At 62.2% G+C, this 18,163-nt stretch carries 19 protein-coding genes; 3 read left to right on the top strand and 16 right to left on the bottom strand.

Annotation, left to right across the window (positions count from 1 at the left end):
• Positions 1-104: 104 nt before the first annotated feature.
• The 5 genes from ISX93_RS09105 to murJ form a co-directional block, all read right to left on the bottom strand.
• Positions 105-542, bottom strand: coding sequence for an FKBP-type peptidyl-prolyl cis-trans isomerase (locus ISX93_RS09105; RefSeq protein WP_195778413.1), 438 nt, complete (start codon positions 540-542; stop codon positions 105-107).
• Positions 539-1,039, bottom strand: a complete 501-nt coding sequence (gene lspA / locus ISX93_RS09100; RefSeq protein ID WP_195778412.1) for a signal peptidase II — start codon at positions 1,037-1,039, stop codon at positions 539-541. Before lspA ends, ISX93_RS09105 begins: the two co-directional genes overlap by 4 nt.
• Before the next feature lie 87 nt (positions 1,040-1,126).
• The gene (gene ileS, locus ISX93_RS09095) at positions 1,127-3,958 is read right to left on the bottom strand and encodes an isoleucine--tRNA ligase (protein WP_195778411.1); all 2,832 of its coding nucleotides are present in this window, start codon (positions 3,956-3,958) and stop codon (positions 1,127-1,129) included.
• Positions 3,959-3,970: 12 nt separating this feature from the next.
• A complete protein-coding gene (ribF, locus tag ISX93_RS09090; protein ID WP_195778410.1) occupies positions 3,971-4,909 on the bottom strand; it encodes a bifunctional riboflavin kinase/FAD synthetase in 939 nt (312 codons plus the stop codon).
• Between the two features lie 82 nt (positions 4,910-4,991).
• On the bottom strand, positions 4,992-6,530 hold the full coding sequence (murJ, locus tag ISX93_RS09085; protein ID WP_195778409.1) for a murein biosynthesis integral membrane protein MurJ: 1,539 nt from the start codon (positions 6,528-6,530) through the stop codon (positions 4,992-4,994).
• A 193-nt stretch (positions 6,531-6,723) separates the two neighbouring features.
• Here murJ and rpsT point away from each other — a divergent pair, with 193 nt between their 5' ends.
• Positions 6,724-7,002 (top strand): 30S ribosomal protein S20, encoded by a 279-nt coding sequence (gene rpsT / locus ISX93_RS09080; RefSeq protein WP_195778408.1) that lies wholly within the window; start codon positions 6,724-6,726, stop codon positions 7,000-7,002.
• A 106-nt stretch (positions 7,003-7,108) separates the two neighbouring features.
• On the opposite strand, the gene ISX93_RS09075 is transcribed toward rpsT, so the two are convergent.
• The 5 genes from ISX93_RS09075 to rplU form a co-directional block, all read right to left on the bottom strand.
• On the bottom strand, positions 7,109-7,567 hold the full coding sequence (locus tag ISX93_RS09075) for a CreA family protein (protein WP_195778407.1): 459 nt from the start codon (positions 7,565-7,567) through the stop codon (positions 7,109-7,111).
• A gap of 19 nt (positions 7,568-7,586) precedes the next feature.
• Positions 7,587-8,705 carry a glutamate 5-kinase gene (gene proB, locus ISX93_RS09070; RefSeq protein WP_195778406.1) on the bottom strand — a complete coding sequence of 373 codons (1,119 nt, stop codon included), beginning with the start codon at positions 8,703-8,705 and terminating at the stop codon, positions 7,587-7,589.
• Between the two features lie 109 nt (positions 8,706-8,814).
• Positions 8,815-10,035 carry an Obg family GTPase CgtA gene (gene cgtA, locus ISX93_RS09065; RefSeq protein ID WP_195778405.1) on the bottom strand — a complete coding sequence of 407 codons (1,221 nt, stop codon included), beginning with the start codon at positions 10,033-10,035 and terminating at the stop codon, positions 8,815-8,817.
• Between the two features lie 136 nt (positions 10,036-10,171).
• Positions 10,172-10,429 carry a 50S ribosomal protein L27 gene (gene rpmA, locus ISX93_RS09060; protein WP_195778404.1) on the bottom strand — a complete coding sequence of 86 codons (258 nt, stop codon included), beginning with the start codon at positions 10,427-10,429 and terminating at the stop codon, positions 10,172-10,174.
• 38 nt (positions 10,430-10,467) lie between these two features.
• The gene (gene rplU / locus ISX93_RS09055; RefSeq protein ID WP_195778403.1) at positions 10,468-10,779 is read right to left on the bottom strand and encodes a 50S ribosomal protein L21; all 312 of its coding nucleotides are present in this window, start codon (positions 10,777-10,779) and stop codon (positions 10,468-10,470) included.
• Positions 10,780-11,023: 244 nt separating this feature from the next.
• Here rplU and ISX93_RS09050 point away from each other — a divergent pair, with 244 nt between their 5' ends.
• Positions 11,024-11,992, top strand: coding sequence for a polyprenyl synthetase family protein (locus ISX93_RS09050; protein ID WP_195778402.1), 969 nt, complete (start codon positions 11,024-11,026; stop codon positions 11,990-11,992).
• Between the two features lie 121 nt (positions 11,993-12,113).
• The gene (locus ISX93_RS09045; protein WP_195778401.1) at positions 12,114-12,347 is read left to right on the top strand and encodes a hypothetical protein; all 234 of its coding nucleotides are present in this window, start codon (positions 12,114-12,116) and stop codon (positions 12,345-12,347) included.
• Between the two features lie 265 nt (positions 12,348-12,612).
• Here the strand turns inward: ISX93_RS09045 and ISX93_RS09040 are convergent, their stop codons facing one another.
• From ISX93_RS09040 to ISX93_RS09015, 6 genes are all read right to left on the bottom strand, one after another.
• Entirely contained in the window at positions 12,613-13,218 is a 606-nt protein-coding gene (locus ISX93_RS09040; protein ID WP_195778400.1) for a hypothetical protein, read from the bottom strand.
• Positions 13,219-13,279: 61 nt separating this feature from the next.
• Positions 13,280-13,897, bottom strand: a complete 618-nt coding sequence (locus ISX93_RS09035; RefSeq protein WP_195778399.1) for an FKBP-type peptidyl-prolyl cis-trans isomerase — start codon at positions 13,895-13,897, stop codon at positions 13,280-13,282.
• A gap of 81 nt (positions 13,898-13,978) precedes the next feature.
• The gene (locus ISX93_RS09030; RefSeq protein WP_195778398.1) at positions 13,979-14,284 is read right to left on the bottom strand and encodes a DUF6482 family protein; all 306 of its coding nucleotides are present in this window, start codon (positions 14,282-14,284) and stop codon (positions 13,979-13,981) included.
• 129 nt (positions 14,285-14,413) lie between these two features.
• On the bottom strand, positions 14,414-14,908 hold the full coding sequence (locus ISX93_RS09025) for a TIGR00645 family protein (RefSeq protein WP_195778397.1): 495 nt from the start codon (positions 14,906-14,908) through the stop codon (positions 14,414-14,416).
• 187 nt (positions 14,909-15,095) lie between these two features.
• On the bottom strand, positions 15,096-15,437 hold the full coding sequence (locus ISX93_RS09020; protein WP_195778396.1) for a PA4575 family protein: 342 nt from the start codon (positions 15,435-15,437) through the stop codon (positions 15,096-15,098).
• 165 nt (positions 15,438-15,602) lie between these two features.
• Positions 15,603-18,068: a Lon protease family protein gene (locus ISX93_RS09015; protein WP_195778395.1), complete on the bottom strand. Its 2,466-nt coding sequence runs from the start codon at positions 18,066-18,068 to the stop codon at positions 15,603-15,605.
• Between the last annotated feature and the right edge of the window lie 95 nt (positions 18,069-18,163).

Below are 18,163 nucleotides of genomic sequence, written 5' to 3'. Positions count from 1 at the left end.
TGCGACCTGCCTGTTTGGCTCATGTTTTCCTGTAGGAGCCAGCTTGCTGGCGATCACAGCATGCACGGATCGCCAGCAAGCTGGCTCCTACAGGACTGTTTTAATCAGTTGGTTTTCACTTCGATGATTTCAACGTCGAAGGTCAGGTTCTTGCCCGCCAGCGGGTGATTGAAGTCGATGATCACGCGCGCCTCGTCAAATTCTTTGACCACGCCCGGCAGCTCAGCGTTCGCGGCATCGTTGAAGATCACCAGCAAGCCTTCGGACAGCTCCATTTCGGCAAACTGGCTGCGCGGAATGGCCTGCACATTCTGTGGATTGGCCTGCCCGAAACCCTGCTCGGGGGCAATCGGCAAGCTGCGCTGGTCGCCGCCCTTCAGGCCAAACAGAACCAGCTCGAAACCCGGCAGCAGACTGCCATCACCAATGGTGAAGGTCGCTGGCTGCTTGTCAAAGGTGCTGTCGACCACCTCGCCATTTTCCAGCTTGATGGCGAAATGCAGGGTAACCCGGGCTCCCTCTCCGATACGTGATTCAGTCATGTGCCTGTCTCCTCCGACGGCTTGCTGCGAAACATATCCAGCGCAAGCATGATGGCGCCCAGGGTGATGGCGCTGTCGGCCAGATTGAAGGCCGGGAAATACCAGCGCTGCTGCCAGTGCACCAGGATGAAGTCGATCACGTGGCCGTAAACCACGCGATCGAACAGGTTGCCCAGCGCCCCGCCGAGCACCAGCGCCAAGGCTATGGCCAGCCAGTTTTCATGCGCTTTCAGCCCTTTCATCCAGACCACCAGCATAGCGCTTACGGCAACCGCGACACCGGCGAAGAACCAGCGCTGCCAACCGTCGGCATCAGCCAGAAAACTGAACGCCGCACCGGTGTTGTAGGCCAGGGTCCAGCTGAAGTAGTCAGGAATGATGACAATCTGCTGATAAAGGTTCAGCGCGTGTTCGAAGTACAGCTTGCTGAGCTGATCCAGCACGATCACCAGCAGGCTGAGCCAGAGCCAGCCAAGCTTGCCGAAACGGGCATTCATGCTCCGCCCTCCCGTAGGAGCCAGCTTGCTGGCAATTCGCCGCATAGCGCCAGCAAGCTGGCTCCCCGGGTAACCGTGCAATGAACATCATGCATAGTGCCGAACCTCGCCTGCACCCTCGATATTCTCCACGCAGCGCTCGCACAATTCCGGGTGCGCCGCATGCTGGCCGACATCGGCGCGGTGATGCCAGCAGCGGCCGCACTTGGCATGTGCGGACTTGAGAATCTGCAACTTCAACCCCGGCACCTCGGTGGCCACTGCAAGCTCGGTAGCCGCGCTCAAAGACTGTACTTCGGCGGTCGAGGTAATCAGCACAAAGCGCAGTTCGTTGCCCAGCCTGGCCAGCTTGGCCGCCAGTGACTCCTCGGCAAACAGGGTGACCTCCGCCTGCAGGCTGCCACCAATGGCCTTGGCGGCACGCAGGTTTTCCAGTTCCTTGTTCACCGCCACCTTGACCGTCATGACCTCATCCCAGTAGGCCCGATCCAGCGCGATGCCCGGCGGCAACTCGCTCAAGCCTTCGTACCAGGTATTCAGCATGACCGACTCGTTGCGCTCGCCCGGCAGGAACTGCCAGATTTCTTCGGCGGTGAAGGCCAGGATCGGCGCGATCCAGCGCACCAGGGCTTCGGCGATATGGAACAGTGCGGTCTGGCAGGAACGCCGCGCCACGCTGTCGGCGCGCGTGGTGTACTGGCGATCCTTGATGATGTCGAGGTAGAAGCCACCGAGCTCCTGCACGCAGAAGTGATGCACCTTCTGGTAGACGTTGAGGAAGCGGTATTCAGCATACGACTCGACGATCTCGGCCTGCAGGCGTGCGGCGGCATCCAGCGCCCAGCGATCCAGCTCGAGCATCTGCTCCGGCGGCAGCAGGTCGCGCGCCGGGTCGAAGCCGCTGAGGTTGGAGAGCAGGAAGCGCATGGTGTTGCGAATCCGCCGGTAGGCATCGGCACTGCGTTGCAGGATGACCTTGGATACGGCCATTTCGCCCGAGTAATCGGTGGCCGAGACCCACAGGCGCAGAATATCGGCGCCCATGCTGTCGTTGACTTCCTGCGGCGCGATGACGTTGCCGAGCGACTTGGACATCTTGCGCCCGCTCTCGTCGACCACGAAACCATGGGTCAGCAAGCCCTTGTAGGGCGCATGGTTGTCGATCGCACAACCGGTCAGCAGGGAGGAATGGAACCAGCCGCGGTGCTGGTCGGAGCCTTCCAGATAGAGGTCGGCGCGCGGACCGCTGAGATGCCCCAGCGGGTGCGAGCCACGCAGCACATGCCAGTGGGTGGTGCCGGAGTCGAACCAGACATCCAGGGTGTCGCTGATCTTGTCGTACTGCGCAGCCTCGCTGCCCAGCAACTCGCTTGCATCCAGCCTGAACCAGGCCTCGATGCCCTGCTGTTCGACGCGCCGGGCCACCTGCTCCATCAGCTCGACGGTACGCGGATGCAGGTCGCCGGTTTCCTTGTGCAGGAAGAACGGGATCGGCACCCCCCAGGTGCGCTGGCGCGAGATGCACCAGTCGGGACGCCCGGCGATCATGCCGTGCAGGCGTGCCTGACCCCAGCCCGGGACAAACTCGGTCTGCTCGATAGCGGCCAGCGAACGCTGGCGCAGGGTTGCACCGCTGGCTGGCTGGCGGTCCATGCCGACAAACCACTGCGCGGTGGCGCGGTAGATCAGCGGAGTCTTGTGCCGCCAGCAATGCATGTAGCTGTGGGTGATCTTGTCACTGGCCAGCAGGCAGCCGACCTCCGCCAGCTTGGCCACGATCAGCGGGTTGGCCTTCCAGACGAACTGGCCGCCAAACAGTGGCAGCGATTCGACATACACGCCGTTGCTTTGCACCGGATTGATGATTTCATCGTTGTGCATGCCGTAGCGCTTGCAGGAGTAGAAGTCGTCCTCACCGTAGGCCGGTGCCGAATGCACCAGGCCGGTACCGGCATCCAGCGCCACGTAGTCGGCCAGATACATCGGTGAGAACCGCTCATAGAACGGATGACGGAAGCGGATCAGTTCCAGCGCGGAGCCCGAACAGGTGGCCAGCACTTCGCCCTGCAGGCCATACCTGGCCAGGCAGCTCTCTACCAGTTCTTCGGCCAGCAGCAGCAGCTTGTCACCGACATCCACCAGCGCGTAAGTGAATTCCGGGTGAGCATTGAGGGCCTGGTTGGCCGGGATGGTCCAGGGGGTGGTGGTCCAGATCACCGCATAGGCGGTCCTCGGCAGGCTGGCCAGGCCGAAGGCGGCGGCCAGCTGGTCGGCGTCCTCCGCCGGGAAGCCGACATCGATGGTCGGTGATTGCTTGTCCTGATACTCGACTTCCGCTTCGGCCAGCGCCGAGCCGCAATCGAAACACCAGTTCACCGGCTTCAGGCCCTTGAACACGAAGCCCTGCTTGACCATTTCGCCCAGCGCACGGATCTCACCGGCTTCGTTGGCAAAGTCCATGGTCTTGTACGGTTTGTCCCAGTCACCCAGCACACCGAGACGGATGAAATCGGCTTTCTGCCCCTCGACCTGCTCGGTGGCGTAGGCGCGGCACAGCTCGCGGGTTTTGTCCGCTGGCAGGTGCTTGCCGTGGGTGACTTCAACCTTGTGCTCGATCGGCAGGCCGTGACAATCCCAGCCCGGCACATAGGGGGCGTCAAACCCCGACAGAGTCTTGGAACGGGTGATGATGTCCTTGAGGATCTTGTTGACCGCATGACCGATGTGAATGCTGCCGTTGGCGTAGGGCGGGCCATCGTGCAGGACGAACTTCGGTCGCCCGGCGCCCTGCTCGCGGAGCTTCTGGTAAAGACCGATGCTGTCCCAATGCTGGAGGATCTCCGGCTCGCGCTGGGGCAGTCCGGCTTTCATCGGGAATGCCGTTTCCGGCAGGTTCAGGGTCGCTTTGTAATCAGTCATCTCAAAGACTCTTCACGAATGCAGTTGGCCCTGCCAGAAGGCACGGGCGGCAACGATATCGGCAGCAATCGCCGACTTCAGGGCCTCAAGCGAGGCAAAACGCTGCTCGTCACGCAGCTTGCGGTGAAACACCACCGACACGCGCCGGTCATACAGGTCGCCGGCATAATCCAGCAGATGCACCTCAAGATGGGCAAAGCCATCACCTTTCACCGAGGGCCGCACGCCAATATTGGCCACCCCCGGCTGCAGCCTGCCATCCAGCTCGACGCTGACCAGAAATACCCCGCTGAGCGGAACCCGGTGGCGCTTGAGCTGCACATTGGCGGTTGGCGTGCCCAGCTGGCGGCCGAGCTTCTGCCCATGCACGACCCGCCCGGCGATGGCGAACGGGCGCCCCAGCAGCAGCTCGGCTTCGGCAAAGTCAGCTGCCTGCAGTGCCTCGCGCACCCGGGTGCTGCTGACCCGCGCACCGTTCAACTCGACCGTGGCCGCCTCTTCGACGGTAAAACCGTGGGCCTGCCCGGCTTTCTGCAGGAAGGCAAAATCACCCGAGCGGTCGCAGCCAAAGCGAAAGTCATCGCCAATCTCGAGGTGCTCGACCCCCAGACCATCGACCAGCACCGCCTGCACAAAGGCGGCGGCACTGAGCTCGCGCAAGCGCTGGTTGAACGCCAGGCACAGCACCAGGTCAACCCCGGCCGCCGCCAGCAGTTCAACCTTGTCACGCAGGCGCGACAGGCGCACCGGCGCAGAACCCGGGGCAAAGAACTCGCGCGGCTGCGGCTCGAAGATCACCACGCAGCTCGGTAGCTGCAGCTCGGCCGCCCGCTCGAACAGGCGCGCCAGTACGGCCTGATGCCCGCGATGCACACCATCGAAATTGCCGATGGTGGCAACGCAGCCCCGGTGCTGCGGACGTAGATTGTGAAGGCCTCGAACCAGCTGCATAGCGCGTATCTTGCGAGCAAAGTGGGCGATTATACGCACACCCGGCAACTGACGACAGGCAGCATATCGGCCAGGCCGGCGGTCACAGCGCCGTGCGCCGGGCAAAATCGCGCAACCGAAAACCCAGCAACAGCAGGCTGCCGAAATACGCTAGCAGCCCCGCCAACACCAGAGCGCCAAGACGTAGCAGGCGCAACGGCATGCCATCCTCGGCCCAGGCCGGCATAACGTGCATGACGCCGAGCAAAACCAGTGACATCACGCTGACCGCCAGCACCAGCTTGCCGAGAAACACCGGCCAACCCGGCTGCGGTTGGAACATCCCGCGCTTGCGCAACTGCCAGTACAGCAGCCCGGCATTCAGGCAGGCGCCCAGACCGATGGCCAGCGCCAGCCCGGCATGCGCCAGCGGCCCGATGAAGGCCAGATTCATCAGCTGCGTGACAACCAGGGTCAGCACCGCGATCTTCACCGGCGTGCGGATGTTCTGCTGGGCATAGAAACCCGGCGCGAGAATCTTCACCAGGATGATGCCCAGCAGCCCCACCGAGTAGGCCATCAGCGCCCGCTGGGTCATCAGGGCGTCATGCGCCCCGAACTTGCCGTACTGGAACAGGGAAACCGTCAGCGGCTCGGCGAGGATGGCCAGCGCCAGCGCACAGGGCAGTACCAGCAGAAAACACAGGCGCAGGCCCCAGTCGAGCAGGCGCGAATACTCGGCGCGGTCATCGCCGGCATAGGTTTTCGACAGCGCCGGCAGCAGAATTGTCCCCAGCGCGACACCGAGCACCCCGGAAGGCAGCTCCATCAGGCGATCCGCGTAGTACATCCACGACACCGAGCCGGCGACCAGAAAGGAGGCAAAGATGGTATTGATGATCAGCGAGAACTGGCTGACCGACACGCCGAAAATTGCCGGCCCCATGTTGCGCATCACCCGCCAGACGCCTGAATCCCTGAAGTTCACGCGCGGCAGCACGAGCATGCCGATCTTCTTCAGGTGCGGCAGCTGATAGAGCAACTGCAACAACCCGCCAACCAGCACCGCCCAGCCCAGCACCATGATCGGCGGGTCGAAATACGGGGTCAGAAACAGCGCAAACACGATCATGCTGACATTCAGCAGGGTTGGCGTGAACGCCGGAACCGAAAAGCGGTTCCAGGTATTCAGCACGGCGCCCACCAGCGACGACAGCGAAATCAGGAAAATATAGGGGAAGGTTACCCGCAGCAGGTCGGTGGTCAGGGCAAAACGATCCGCCTCGTCGGCAAAGCCGGGCGCACTGATCCAGACAATCCAGGGTGCCGCGAGGATGCCCAGGAGTGTCACCAGCGCCAGCACCAGGGTCAGCATGCCACTGATGTAGGCCACGAAAGTACGCGTCGCCGCCTCGCCCTGTTGCGTCTTGTACTCCGCCAGAATCGGCACAAACGCTTGCGAGAACGCCCCTTCGGCAAAGATGCGACGCAGCAGGTTCGGCAGCTTGAACGCCACCACGAAGGCATCGGTGGCCACGCCGGCGCCGAAGATCCGTGCGATCAGGGTGTCACGGACAAATCCCAGCACACGGGAAAGCATTGTCAGGGAGCTGACCGCGGCCAGCGACTTGAGCAGATTCATGAATTTCCAGGGGTTCCGGCAACAGCGCGCCACCGCAAAGAGCCGGGCGCAGTCAGGGCATCGAGTGTAGCGGTCTGCCGCAGGTCAGGCCAGCAGACTAAAACGCCAATGCGCTTGACATGTGTCCTCGGGCTCGGCATTATTCGCGGCCTTATTTGTTTCACCCCCCAGATTTTTTTCGAGGAGCTTGACGGTGGCCAATACACCTTCTGCCAAAAAACGCGCAAAACAGGCTGAGAAGCGTCGTAGCCATAACGGCAGCCTGCGCTCCATGGTTCGTACCTACATCAAGAACGTGGTCAAGGCTATCGAAGCCAAGGACCTGGAAAAGGCACAAACCGCTTACACCCTGGCTGTGCCGGTGATCGACCGTATGGCCGACAAGGGCATCATCCACAAGAACAAAGCAGCTCGTCACAAGAGCCGCCTGAACGGCCACATCAAGGCCCTCAGCGTTGCTGCTGCAGCCTAAGCTGCAAGTGTTCTGAAAAAACCGGCCGTAGGCCGGTTTTTTATTGCCTGCGCTTTTAGCCGAGCAACTGTTGACTGCAAAAAAACCGGAGCAATCTCCGGTTTTTTTATCTGACCGGCCAAGGCAGGATCGGGATCGCCGTCACCGAATTCTGCGGGCTGCCTTCGATCACCCGGTCGCTGTAGACCAGATAGATCAGGGTATTGCGCTTGCGGTCGAAGAAGCGCACCACCTGCATGCTCTTGAACACCAGCGAGGTACGCTCCTTGAAGACCTCCTCACCATCCTCGAGATCTCCCTGAATAGTGATCGGCCCCACCTGCCGGCAGGCGATGGCAGCCTCCGAGCGATCCTCGGCCAGCCCCAGACCGCCTTTCACGCCGCCGGTCTTGGCGCGCGACAGATAGCAGGTAACGCCCTCGACCTTGGGGTCATCGAACGCCTCGATCACCACCTTGTCGTTCGGGCCGAGCCATTTGAACACAGTGGATACTTCACCGATCTCCTCAGCACCTGCCAGCAATGGCAGCAGCAACGCCCCCAGCAACACCGTAGCCTTGCGCATCAACAGCACTCCCCGAGTATCAAACAACGATCAGATTATCCCGGTGTACCAGCTCCGGCTCGTCGATATAGCCGAGCAAGGACTCGATCGCATCGGAACTTTGACCGGCAATCTTGCGCGCATCGGCGGCACTGTAATTGGCCAGGCCGCGCGCCACTTCACGCCCATCCGGGGCCATGCAGATGACCATCTCGCCGCGCCGGAAATTGCCTTCCACGGCGGTCACACCAACTGGCAACAGGCTCTTGTGATCATCCAGCAGGGCCTTTACCGCGCCGGCATCCAGGGTCAGCGTACCGCGCGTCTGCAACTGCCCCGCCAGCCACTGCTTGCGCGCGGCCAGCAGGCCGCGTTCGGGAGCCAGCAAAGTACCCAGGCGCTCGCCCTCGCGCAGGCGGTCGAGCACCCGCTCGATACGGCCACCGACAATCATGGTGTACGCCCCCGAACGCGCCGCCAGCCGCGCAGCGCGCAGCTTGGTCTGCATGCCGCCACGCCCCAGCGCGCCACCGGTACCGCCAGCCACCGCATCGAGCGCAGGATCATCCGCCCGCGCTTCATGAATCAGCGCGGCATCGGGATGCTGCCGCGGGTCGGCATCGAACATGCCGTCACGGTCGGTGAGAATCACCAGCAGGTCGGCCTCGACCAGATTGGCCACCAGCGCCGCCAGGGTATCGTTATCGCCGAAGCGGATTTCGTCGGTGGCCACGGTGTCGTTTTCGTTGATCACCGGAATAACCCCCAGCTCGACCAGCGTGCGCAGCGTGGTGCGCGCATTCAGGTAGCGCTTGCGGTCGGAAAGGTCATCGTGGGTCAGCAGCACTTGCGCCGTATGCTTGCCGTGCCGCGCAAAACTGGACTCCCAGGCCTGCACCAGGCCCATCTGGCCGACGGCGGCCGCAGCCTGCAGTTCATGGATGGCACTCGGGCGCGTCTGCCAGCCGAGCCGGCTCATGCCCGCGGCGACCGCCCCGGAGGACACCAGCACCAGCTCGATGCCGGCCGCATGCAGAGCAACCATCTGCTCGACCCAGACCGCCATCGCGCCCTGGTCAAGCCCGCGGCCATCCGCCGTCAGCAGCGCACTGCCGATCTTGACCACCCAGCGCCGCGCACCACTTACCTTGTCGCGCATGATTGTCCAACCATAGCCATCCAACCCTAGCCGGGAGAGCAGCGCCAACACCCGCACACCGCCCTCGCAAATCATCGGCGCCGCTGCTCAAGCGGCATTCAGCGCCAGTTTAATCGCGAACGTAGATGATCTCCGGACCATCTTCTTCGTCTTCATAAGCGTCGAACTCTTCATCCGAGATGTCATCCACGCTCTTGACTCCAGCCCGCCGCAGGGCGCGCTGATCGTCCAGCGCCTGCAACCGCGCGCGCGCCTCGTCTTCGATGCGCTGATCGAGCTCGACCAAGGCCGCGGCAAACTCCGGATCCTCGGCAATGCGCAGGGCACGCTCGTCGAGATAACGCATGATTTCCTGCGTGAGCGCCTCGGTTCCTTCGCGCTCGAGTGCGGAGATGACGAACACCGGGCCAGTCCAGTTGATGCGCCGGATCACATCCTGCATGCGCGCTTCGCGCTCTTCATCGAGCACCTGGTCGGCCTTGTTCAGTACCAGCCAGCGATCACGATCGGCCAGCGCCGGGCTGAATTTGCTCAGTTCATGGATGATGGTTTCAGCCGCCACGGCCGGATCCGACTCATCCAGCGGCGCCATGTCCACCAGATGCAGCAGCAGGCGGGTACGCGCCAGATGCTTGAGGAAACGAATCCCCAGACCCGCCCCCTCGGAGGCGCCCTCGATCAGGCCGGGAATATCGGCCACGACGAAACTCTTGTAGCGACCAACGCTGACCACGCCGAGATTCGGCACCAGCGTGGTGAACGGATAATCGGCGACCTTGGGCTTGGCCGCCGAAACCGCACGAATGAAGGTGCTCTTGCCGGCATTCGGCAGCCCCAGCAGCCCGACGTCGGCCAGCACCTTCAGCTCCAGCTTCAGGTCGCGCGCCTCACCCGGCTTGCCCGGCGAAGTCTGCCGCGGCGCACGGTTGGTGCTGGACTTGAAGCGCGTGTTGCCCAGGCCGTGCCAGCCACCCTGCGCTACCCGCAAGCGCTGACCCGGCCTGGTCAAGTCGCCGATGATTTCCTGGGTGGCTGCATCGATCACGGTGGTACCGACCGGCACTGGCAGGATCAGGTCCTCGCCCTTGTGCCCGGTGCAATCCTTGCTGCCGCCATTCTCGCCGCGCTGGGCATCGAAGCGCCGGGTATAGCGATAGTCGACCAGGGTATTCAGGTTCTCGTCGGCTTCCAGGTAAATGGAACCACCATCACCGCCGTCACCACCGTTGGGACCGCCTTTCTCGATGAACTTTTCGCGACGAAAGCTCATGAGGCCGTTGCCACCGTCACCCGCCTTCACATGAATGGATACTTCATCAACGAATTTCATCAGGACGCCTCCCGCCGGATGACGGGTTAATGGATCAGAACACAGGGTAGCGCGATACCTTGCAGCAGCAGGGTTTCGGCACCACAGAAACAAAAAAGCCCCGTCGCTAGACAGGGCTTTTCCAGCGAAGACGCTATTAAGCGGCTACGACGCTTACGTAGCGACGACCGAAGGCGCCCTTCACTTCAAACTTGACCACGCCTTCCACTTTCGCGAACAGGGTGTGGTCTTTACCCATGCCAACACCGAAACCGGCGTGGAACTGGGTACCGCGCTGACGCACGATAATGTTGCCGGCCTTGATGGCCTGGCCGCCGAACAGCTTCACGCCAAGGCGTTTGCTTTCCGAGTCGCGGCCGTTGCGGGTAGAACCGCCAGCTTTTTTGTGTGCCATGAGTTCAATACTCCAAATTGAGGATCAGACTGAAAAAATCAGGCCTGAATACCGGTGATTTTGATCTCGGTGTACCACTGACGGTGACCTTGACGCTTCATGTGGTGCTTACGACGACGGAACTTGATGATGCGGATCTTGTCGTGACGGCCTTGAGCGACCACTTCAGCGACAACTTTTGCACCGTTAACCACCGGAGCACCGATCTGAACGTCATCGCCGTTGCCGATCAGCAGAACACGATCGAAAGTCACGGATTCGCCAGTAGCGATTTCCAGCTTCTCGATCTTGAGGAATTCACCCTCGGCGACTTTGTATTGCTTGCCACCGGTAACAATTACTGCGTACATGGATTTTCTCCGTAAAACCTGCTCACCCGACGCTTTATAGAAATAGGTATGGGTCGGCATGGCTGCATGGGGCCGGATTTGACACCCGTGCAATTGCGTAAGGCAGGAAAAATGCCCAGGGAAGTTCAGGGGCCGCGATTGTACGCAAGCCGGCAGCGCTCCGCAAGCACTGCAAGCACTTGCCTTGACACTCCAGCACCTGCCCCATAGCATGCCGCGCTACCCCACAGGAGCACCCGCGCCGATGCAACCCCAGGCTTTCTCCCAAGTAGTGGCCGACGACTTTCTCGCAGTCGACGGGATCATCAAGCTCCAGCTGACTTCGCGCGTGCCTCTGGTCGAGAAAATCGCCGCCTATATTACCTCCGCCGGCGGCAAGCGCCTGCGCCCGCTGCTGGTGCTGCTGTGCGGCAAGGCCCTGGGCAAGGACGGCGACGACCTGCGCCTGCTGGCTGCCACCATCGAATTCCTGCACACCGCCACCCTGCTGCATGACGACGTGGTCGACATGTCCGGCATGCGCCGCGGCCGGGCCACCGCCAATGCCCAGTGGGGCAATGCGCCCAGCGTACTGGTCGGCGATTTCCTGTATTCGCGCTCCTTCGAAATGATGGTCGAGCTCGGCTCGATGCCGGTGATGCAAATCCTTTCCCAGGCAACCCGCATCATCGCTGAAGGCGAAGTACTGCAACTGTCCAAGGTGCGCGACGCCAGCACCAGCGAAGCAACCTACATGGACGTGATTCGCGGCAAGACCGCCATGCTCTTCGAAGCGTCCACCCACAGCGCCGCGGTTCTGGCCGGCTGCAGCGCAGAGCAGGCAGAAGCCCTGCGCATCTTTGGCGATCACCTGGGCGTGGCCTTCCAGCTGATGGATGACCTGCTGGATTATCGCGGCGATGCCGAGGCGCTGGGCAAGAATGTTGGCGATGACCTGGCCGAGGGCAAGCCGACCCTGCCACTGATTCACGCCATGCGCGAAGGCACTGCGGCGCAGGCCGAGCTGGTGCGCAAGGCCATCCAGCAGGGCGGCAGCCAGGACCTGGAAGGTATCCGCGCAGCCGTCGAGGCGGCCGGATCGCTGGACTACACCGCTCAACTGGCTCGCGAGTATGCCGACCGCGCGATCACCTGCCTGGACAGCCTGCCCCCCAGCGAATACCGCAACGCGCTGATCGAACTGACGCACTTTGCGGTCGACCGCAGCAACTGATCGCAGCGCAGCGTTCACAAGCCCATCTCCGTGATGGGCTTTTTTCTGTCCAGCGGTTACAGATTTTCCTTGCATAAATACAAATAGGAATTATTCTCGATAAATCCTCAAGGAGAACAGCATGACCTATCTGATTGATGCCTGGCTGGAACGCTCGAACCCCTGTCTGCGTATTATTGAAAGTGCAACAGGTAACGTCTGCGCCAGGCTGGACGAAGCCGACTTGCTGGAAATGCGCGAACAGGGTGAGCTACACCTCGATGATTTGCTGACCAACGAACTGCTCAAGCTCAAGGGGTTGATCCGCCAGTTGTTCCTGTTTTGTCACGCCCGAACCTTGCGTCCGGCCCCCTAACAGGCCATTGAAAATGGCTATGTCCCAGTTACGTGTTGCGGAGCTTTTTTGTAGGAGCGAGCTTGCTCGCGATGCGCTGGCATAGCCTCTCGCCAGCAAGCTGGCTCCTACAGAAAGCGAGAAAGTGGCTAGCAACACATAACTGGGTCAGCACCATTGAAAAACGCTGGCGAGGCATTATCGGCCTGCCAGCCGCTGCGGACATCCTGCCCCGGATTTACTCAGTCTGCATGTTGCATGTGCGCTGCGGGCCACCCCGGCTTCATTACGGCGCCACGGCGGCCGGCTCGAGCTGGAGCAACGGCTGCATCGCGACCGGCCAGACCGGCTCCACCGGCGCACCGCCTTGTGGCTGCTCGGCGAACACCTTGCTGACACCGCGCTCCACCAGCAGCACCGCCAGCTGATTGGTATCGGCATTCCAGACCATGCCGGCGGCGCTGCGCAACACCTGCACCTGCTCCCGGGCCTGCGTGACCTGCTCCTGCAACTGGCCGACCTGCTCTTGCGCCTGCCGAACCTGCTCGACCTGCTCCTGCACCGCTTGCGCCTCTGCGGGCAGCGGCACTGTCGTGATCTCCTCAAGCACGCGGGACGTCACATAGATCAGCGCACCCTCCTGTTGGATCTTGTCGGCAGTACGCAGCAAGGCCACGGTTGGCTCATAGTAATCCCCGAGCAACTCCGTCATCCGCTCATGCACCTGCGGGATTTCGAACAGGTTTACCTGATTGGGATCGAAGCCCACCAGCGGCCTGAGCACCGCCCACATCAGGCGACTCTGCAGCTGGTTGCCGATCAGCAACGACGAGACGCAAGCGCAAAGCAGCAGGCACAGTGCAGCCGGGACAAACCATCGGGCGACGCGCATGGAGTCCTCACAACGGATGATGGCAGGGCCTCCGCCAGTGCAGCCCGACCCTGCCGGGGCTTCAGAGGATGTCGAGCAACTCGACATCGAACACCAGCGCGCTGTGCGGCGGAATGCTGCCTGCCGCCTGGCCGCCATAGGCCAGCTCGCTGGGTACGTACAGGCGCCACTTGCTGCCGGTATTCATCAGCTGCAACGCCTCGACCCAGCCGGCAATCACGCCGCTGACCGGAAACTCGGCCGGCTCGCCGCGCTCGTAGGAACTGTCGAAGACAGTGCCGTCAATCAGGGTGCCATGGTAATGCGTGCGCACCTGATCCTGCGGCCCGGGCCTGGCGCCTGTACCGGCCACCAGCACTTCGAACTGCAAGCCGGACGGCAGGACGGTCACGCCTTCACGCCGGGCATTTTCCGCCAGATAGGCACGGCCGGCACCCGCCGCCGCCTCGGCCTTGGCCGCCGCATCTGCCTGCATGATCTCGCGAATGACACGGAAACTGGCACTCAGCGCTTCTGCCGAAACCTGGCTGGCAGTGCCCGCATGCGCATCCTTCAGGCCTGCTACCAGAGCATCGAGATTCAGGCCGGGCGGCGGATTGTCGCGCAGCTGGTCGCCCATCTGGCGGCCAATGCCGTAACTGACACGGGTTTCATCGGTGGAAAGATCGACTGCGGACATGACCGGCTCCTGGGTGCATAAAAATGGCCGGCAAGACTAGCACAGCCAGCCGCCTTCCAAGCACCCCCGGCAGCCGGCATCTCACCAGGAAGAGCGCAGCGAGATGGGTACGCGCAAGGGTTCATGGGCAACCACCGGCATGCCGATCATTTCATCGTGTATCTCGGCGTGGACCAGATGGAAAGGCACCCGCGGAAAGTCATGCAAGAAATCACGGGCATGCTCGACAGAGCGAAAATGCAGGATCCGGCCCTGCTCGTCGCGGATCGACAGACGGCCGCCGAGCACCCTTGCCTCGAGGATATAGGTTCCCCCCTCAAGGGAGATCAGATCAAGAGCCGCTACGTCACCACGCAGGGCATTGAGGTGCAGCGCTGCAAGTTTCATGGGCGACCAATACCTCTACGCGCATTAGATTATGTACAAATATCGTATAGATAACCGGCCCTGTACAGCCAAAAGCAAACCGCCCGTCTGTTTCGCAACAGACGGGCGGCTTCCAGGCATTTCAACCAATCAATGATCGTGCTTGGTCAGCTTGTCCAGATAGCCCATGGCAAACGCTGACACGACAAAGGTCATGTGGATGATCACGTACCACATGAGCTTGGAGTCATCGATGTTCTTCGCATCCATGAACATCTTCAGCAAGTGAATCGAGGAAATCGCCACGATGGATGCGGCAACCTTCATCTTCAGCGAACCGGAATCCATCTTGCCCAGCCAACTGAGCTTTTCCTTGCCCTCCTCGACATCCAGTTGGGATACGAAGTTCTCGTAGCCGGAGATCATCACCATCACCAGCAGACCGCCGACCAGCGCCATGTCGATCAGCGAGAGCAGTTTGAGAATCAGCGATGCCTCTTCGAGGCTGAACACAGCCGGCAGGATATGAAAGATTTCCTGGAAAAACTTCAGCGCCAGCGCCAACAGCGCCAGCGACAAGCCAAAGTAGATCGGTGCCAGCAGCCAGCGCGAGGCATACATGGCGTTTTCAAGAATGCGTTCCATTGGGCTTCCATCGATCAGTCAAAAACGGCCTCGAGTATACCTAGCGCAAATGCGCTAACAAGGCTGCCTGGCGAAAGGGCTGAAACTAGCCGCCCGAGGCCTGTGGATAACTCTGTGCACAATATCCACAAATGCCGGCTGAAGCCTTGCCGGCAAGGCCGGCTGGCGCTCGACAAACAACGCCGGCTCAAGGGTCTGGGCGAAACTGGAAGTCACCCAGATGCTGGCAACGCTCGGCATTCAGCCGGCGCAGCTCGGCCTGCAGGTGCAGACACCAGATTGGCGGCTCTTCCGACACGACATAACCCTGCACGGCCAGGCTTGCCGCAACCGAGGCCAGCAGCCCCTCGGCGACGCAAGGCCCGTGAAACGGCCCCTGCGCCTTGATCGCGGAGGGCTGGGCGCCGGCCATTCCGGCCGCACAAAGCAGCGTCCACAGGCCGCGGTCACCGGCCAGCGGGCGAATCTCGCACTCGATCCGGGTACTGATACCGGAGCAGTTGCGAATCAGAATCAGGTTGCGCGGCATGGCTGCGACCCTCTGAGAACCCAGCTTTCAGGCTACACCCGCGCACCACACAGCGAAAGGCCGGCGGTTATCCCCAGCAGGTGTGGATAACCTTGTGGACGTCCTTCGGAAAACCAGCGGCGGCCCAGTCCTGCCTGGCATTGCACGGGATCGTACAGAAAACGCTCAGCCCGCCGCCGGTGGTGGCGTTTTCTTGCGCGCCGGCTTGCGGGCAGCCGCCACCGGCTTCTCCTCCGCAACCGTTGGCTTGTCCTCGTCATCCATGTCCATCTCGGCGATCTCGCGCAAGCGCTCGACCACCCGCGCATTCACGCTGCCTTCGGCGAACCGGCCCTGTTCGTCCAGCGCCCCGGCCGGTTCGCCGATCAGCAGGCTGAGCGCCTCGTCCACCCGTTTCACTGCATACACCTGGAAAATGCCGGCACGCACGGCCTGCAGCACGCGCTCATCGAGCATCAGGGTGGTCACATTGGAGCGCGGAATGATCACGCCCTGCTCACCGGTCAGGCCGCGCGCCTCACACAGACGAAAGAAGCCCTCGATTTTCTCGTTGACTCCGCCGACCGCCTGCACCTCGCCAAACTGGTTGATCGAGCCGGTGATCGCGAAGCACTGCTTCAGCGGCCGCCGCGACAAGGCGGAGATCAGCGTGCAGACCTCGCCCAGCGAAGCGCTGTCGCCGTCCACATAGCCGTAGGACTGCTCCAGCGCGATGCTCGCGGAAATCTCCAGCGGGAACTCCTGGGCATAACGGCTGCCCAGGTAGCCGGTCAGGATCATCACGCCCTTGGAGTGGATCGGCTGGCCGAGGTTGACCTCGCGCTCGATATCGACGATGCCCGAGCCGCCGGGATAGACCGTGGCGGAAATCCGTGCCGGCACGCCGAACGCCGAGTCGCCGACATCCAGCACCGTCAGGCCGTTGCACTTGCCGACGGCCGCGCCATCGGTATCGATCAGGATGATGCCGGCCAGCATGTCATCCAGGATGCGCGCCGACACCCGCCCGGTGCGGGTTTCCTTGGCGCGCAGGGCGCGTTCGATATGCCCGGCATCAGTGATCGCATCCCCCGCCAGATTGCGTATGAAGTCGGCCTCGCTGACCAGCTGGAACAGATCGCCGATACGCGCCGACAGGCGCCCCTGGTGCTCGGCCAGGCGCGCGCTGTAGGTCGCCAGGCGCGCCACCGCCGCGGCGGTCAGCGGCGCCATGCCTTCTTCCGAGGTGCGGGTTTTCAGCAACTGGGCAAACTGCTCAAGGCTGTCCTCGCCCAGCGGGATGTCCTCGTCGAAATCCACCAGCACGCGGAACATTTCCTGGAAGTCCGGATCGACATCCTGCAGCGTGTAATACAGCTGGCGGGAACCGATGATCACCACCTTCAGCTGCAGCGGAATCACCTGCGGCGTCAGGGTCACTGTCGCCAGCCGGCCCAGCTCGGCCAGTGGCGACTCCATCTTCAGCTGGCGCGAATGCAGGGCGCGCTTGAGCGCATCCCAGACAAACGGCTCGCTGAGCAGCTTCTCCGCCTCGACGATCAGGTAACCGCCATTGGCCCGGTGCAGCGCGCCGGAGCGCAACTGCCGGTAACTGGTATAGAGCGCGCCCTGGTCGGTGTTGTACTCGATGCGCCCGAACAGGTTGTCGTAGGTCGGATGCGGTTCGAACACCACCGGCGCGCCTCCGCTTACCGCGTGCCCGACCACCAGGCTGGGGCAGTACTGCTCTTCCAGCACCAGGCGGCGCACGGGGTCGGTCTTGCTGTCATCGACCAGCTGATCGATCACCGTCTTCAGCAGATTGACCTGCATGGCCTGCAGGTACGCCACCACCCCGGCATTGTCGGCATACTTTTCCGCCAGCGGCGAAAGCAGCGGCTGCAGGGCCTGGGTAATGGTTTCATCGTTGAGCTGGCGCAACTGGTTGCTGGTTTCGCGCTTCCATTGCGGCAAGCTGGCCAGCTCTTCGTTGAGGCGTTCCTCGAGCACGGCAATGTCATCATGGAAGCGCTCGCGGTCGGCTTCGGGCAGCTGGGAAAACTCGGCCTCGTCGAGCGCCTTGCCCTCGCGCATCGGGGTGAAGGCGATATTCGCACTGTCCCGGTACAGGGCTACTTCCTTCTCCAGCGCCAGTCGCTCGATGACGTCCAGGGCACGGTCGTAGCGCTGGTTGAACACCCGATCGATGGCACTTTTCTTCTGCTGGTAGCTCGGTGTCTCGAATACGGCCGGGAAAGTCGCCAGCAGGTTGTCGATCAGCTGGCCGATATCGGCGATCAGCCGGCAACCTTCGCCGGAAGGCAAACACAGCGCGCGCGGTTCGCGCGGCTCATCGAAATGATTGACGTAAACCCAGTCGGCCGGGGTCGGCAGGCGCTTGCCTTCGGCCCGCAGATAGCGCTGCACGAAGGAGAAGCGCCCGGTACCAGGCTCGCCCATGACGTAGACGTTGTAGCCGGCACGCGGCATCGCCACACCAAACTGCAGGGCGGCAACCGCGCGCTCCTGGCCGAGGACTCCGCGAAACGGCTCCAGATCCTCGGTGGTAACGAAATTGAACTGCTCCGGAAGGAATGGCCGGGTCAGTTCATCAGGGCTGAGCGGGGGGTGGAGTGCAACAGGAGCAGCCATGGTGAGTCCTTGCGTGGCAGGCGGCACAGGGCCAGCGGTATGGCCGCATTCTGCTGCCGCCCCGCCATCACTGGCAAGGTGCTCTCCAGGGCAAA

Source organism: Pseudomonas sp. N040, assembly GCF_015637705.1.
Classification (GTDB): domain Bacteria; phylum Pseudomonadota; class Gammaproteobacteria; order Pseudomonadales; family Pseudomonadaceae; genus Aquipseudomonas.
The sequence above is the reverse complement of the archived record's forward strand: the minus strand, read 5'-3'. Positions and strand labels throughout refer to the sequence as shown.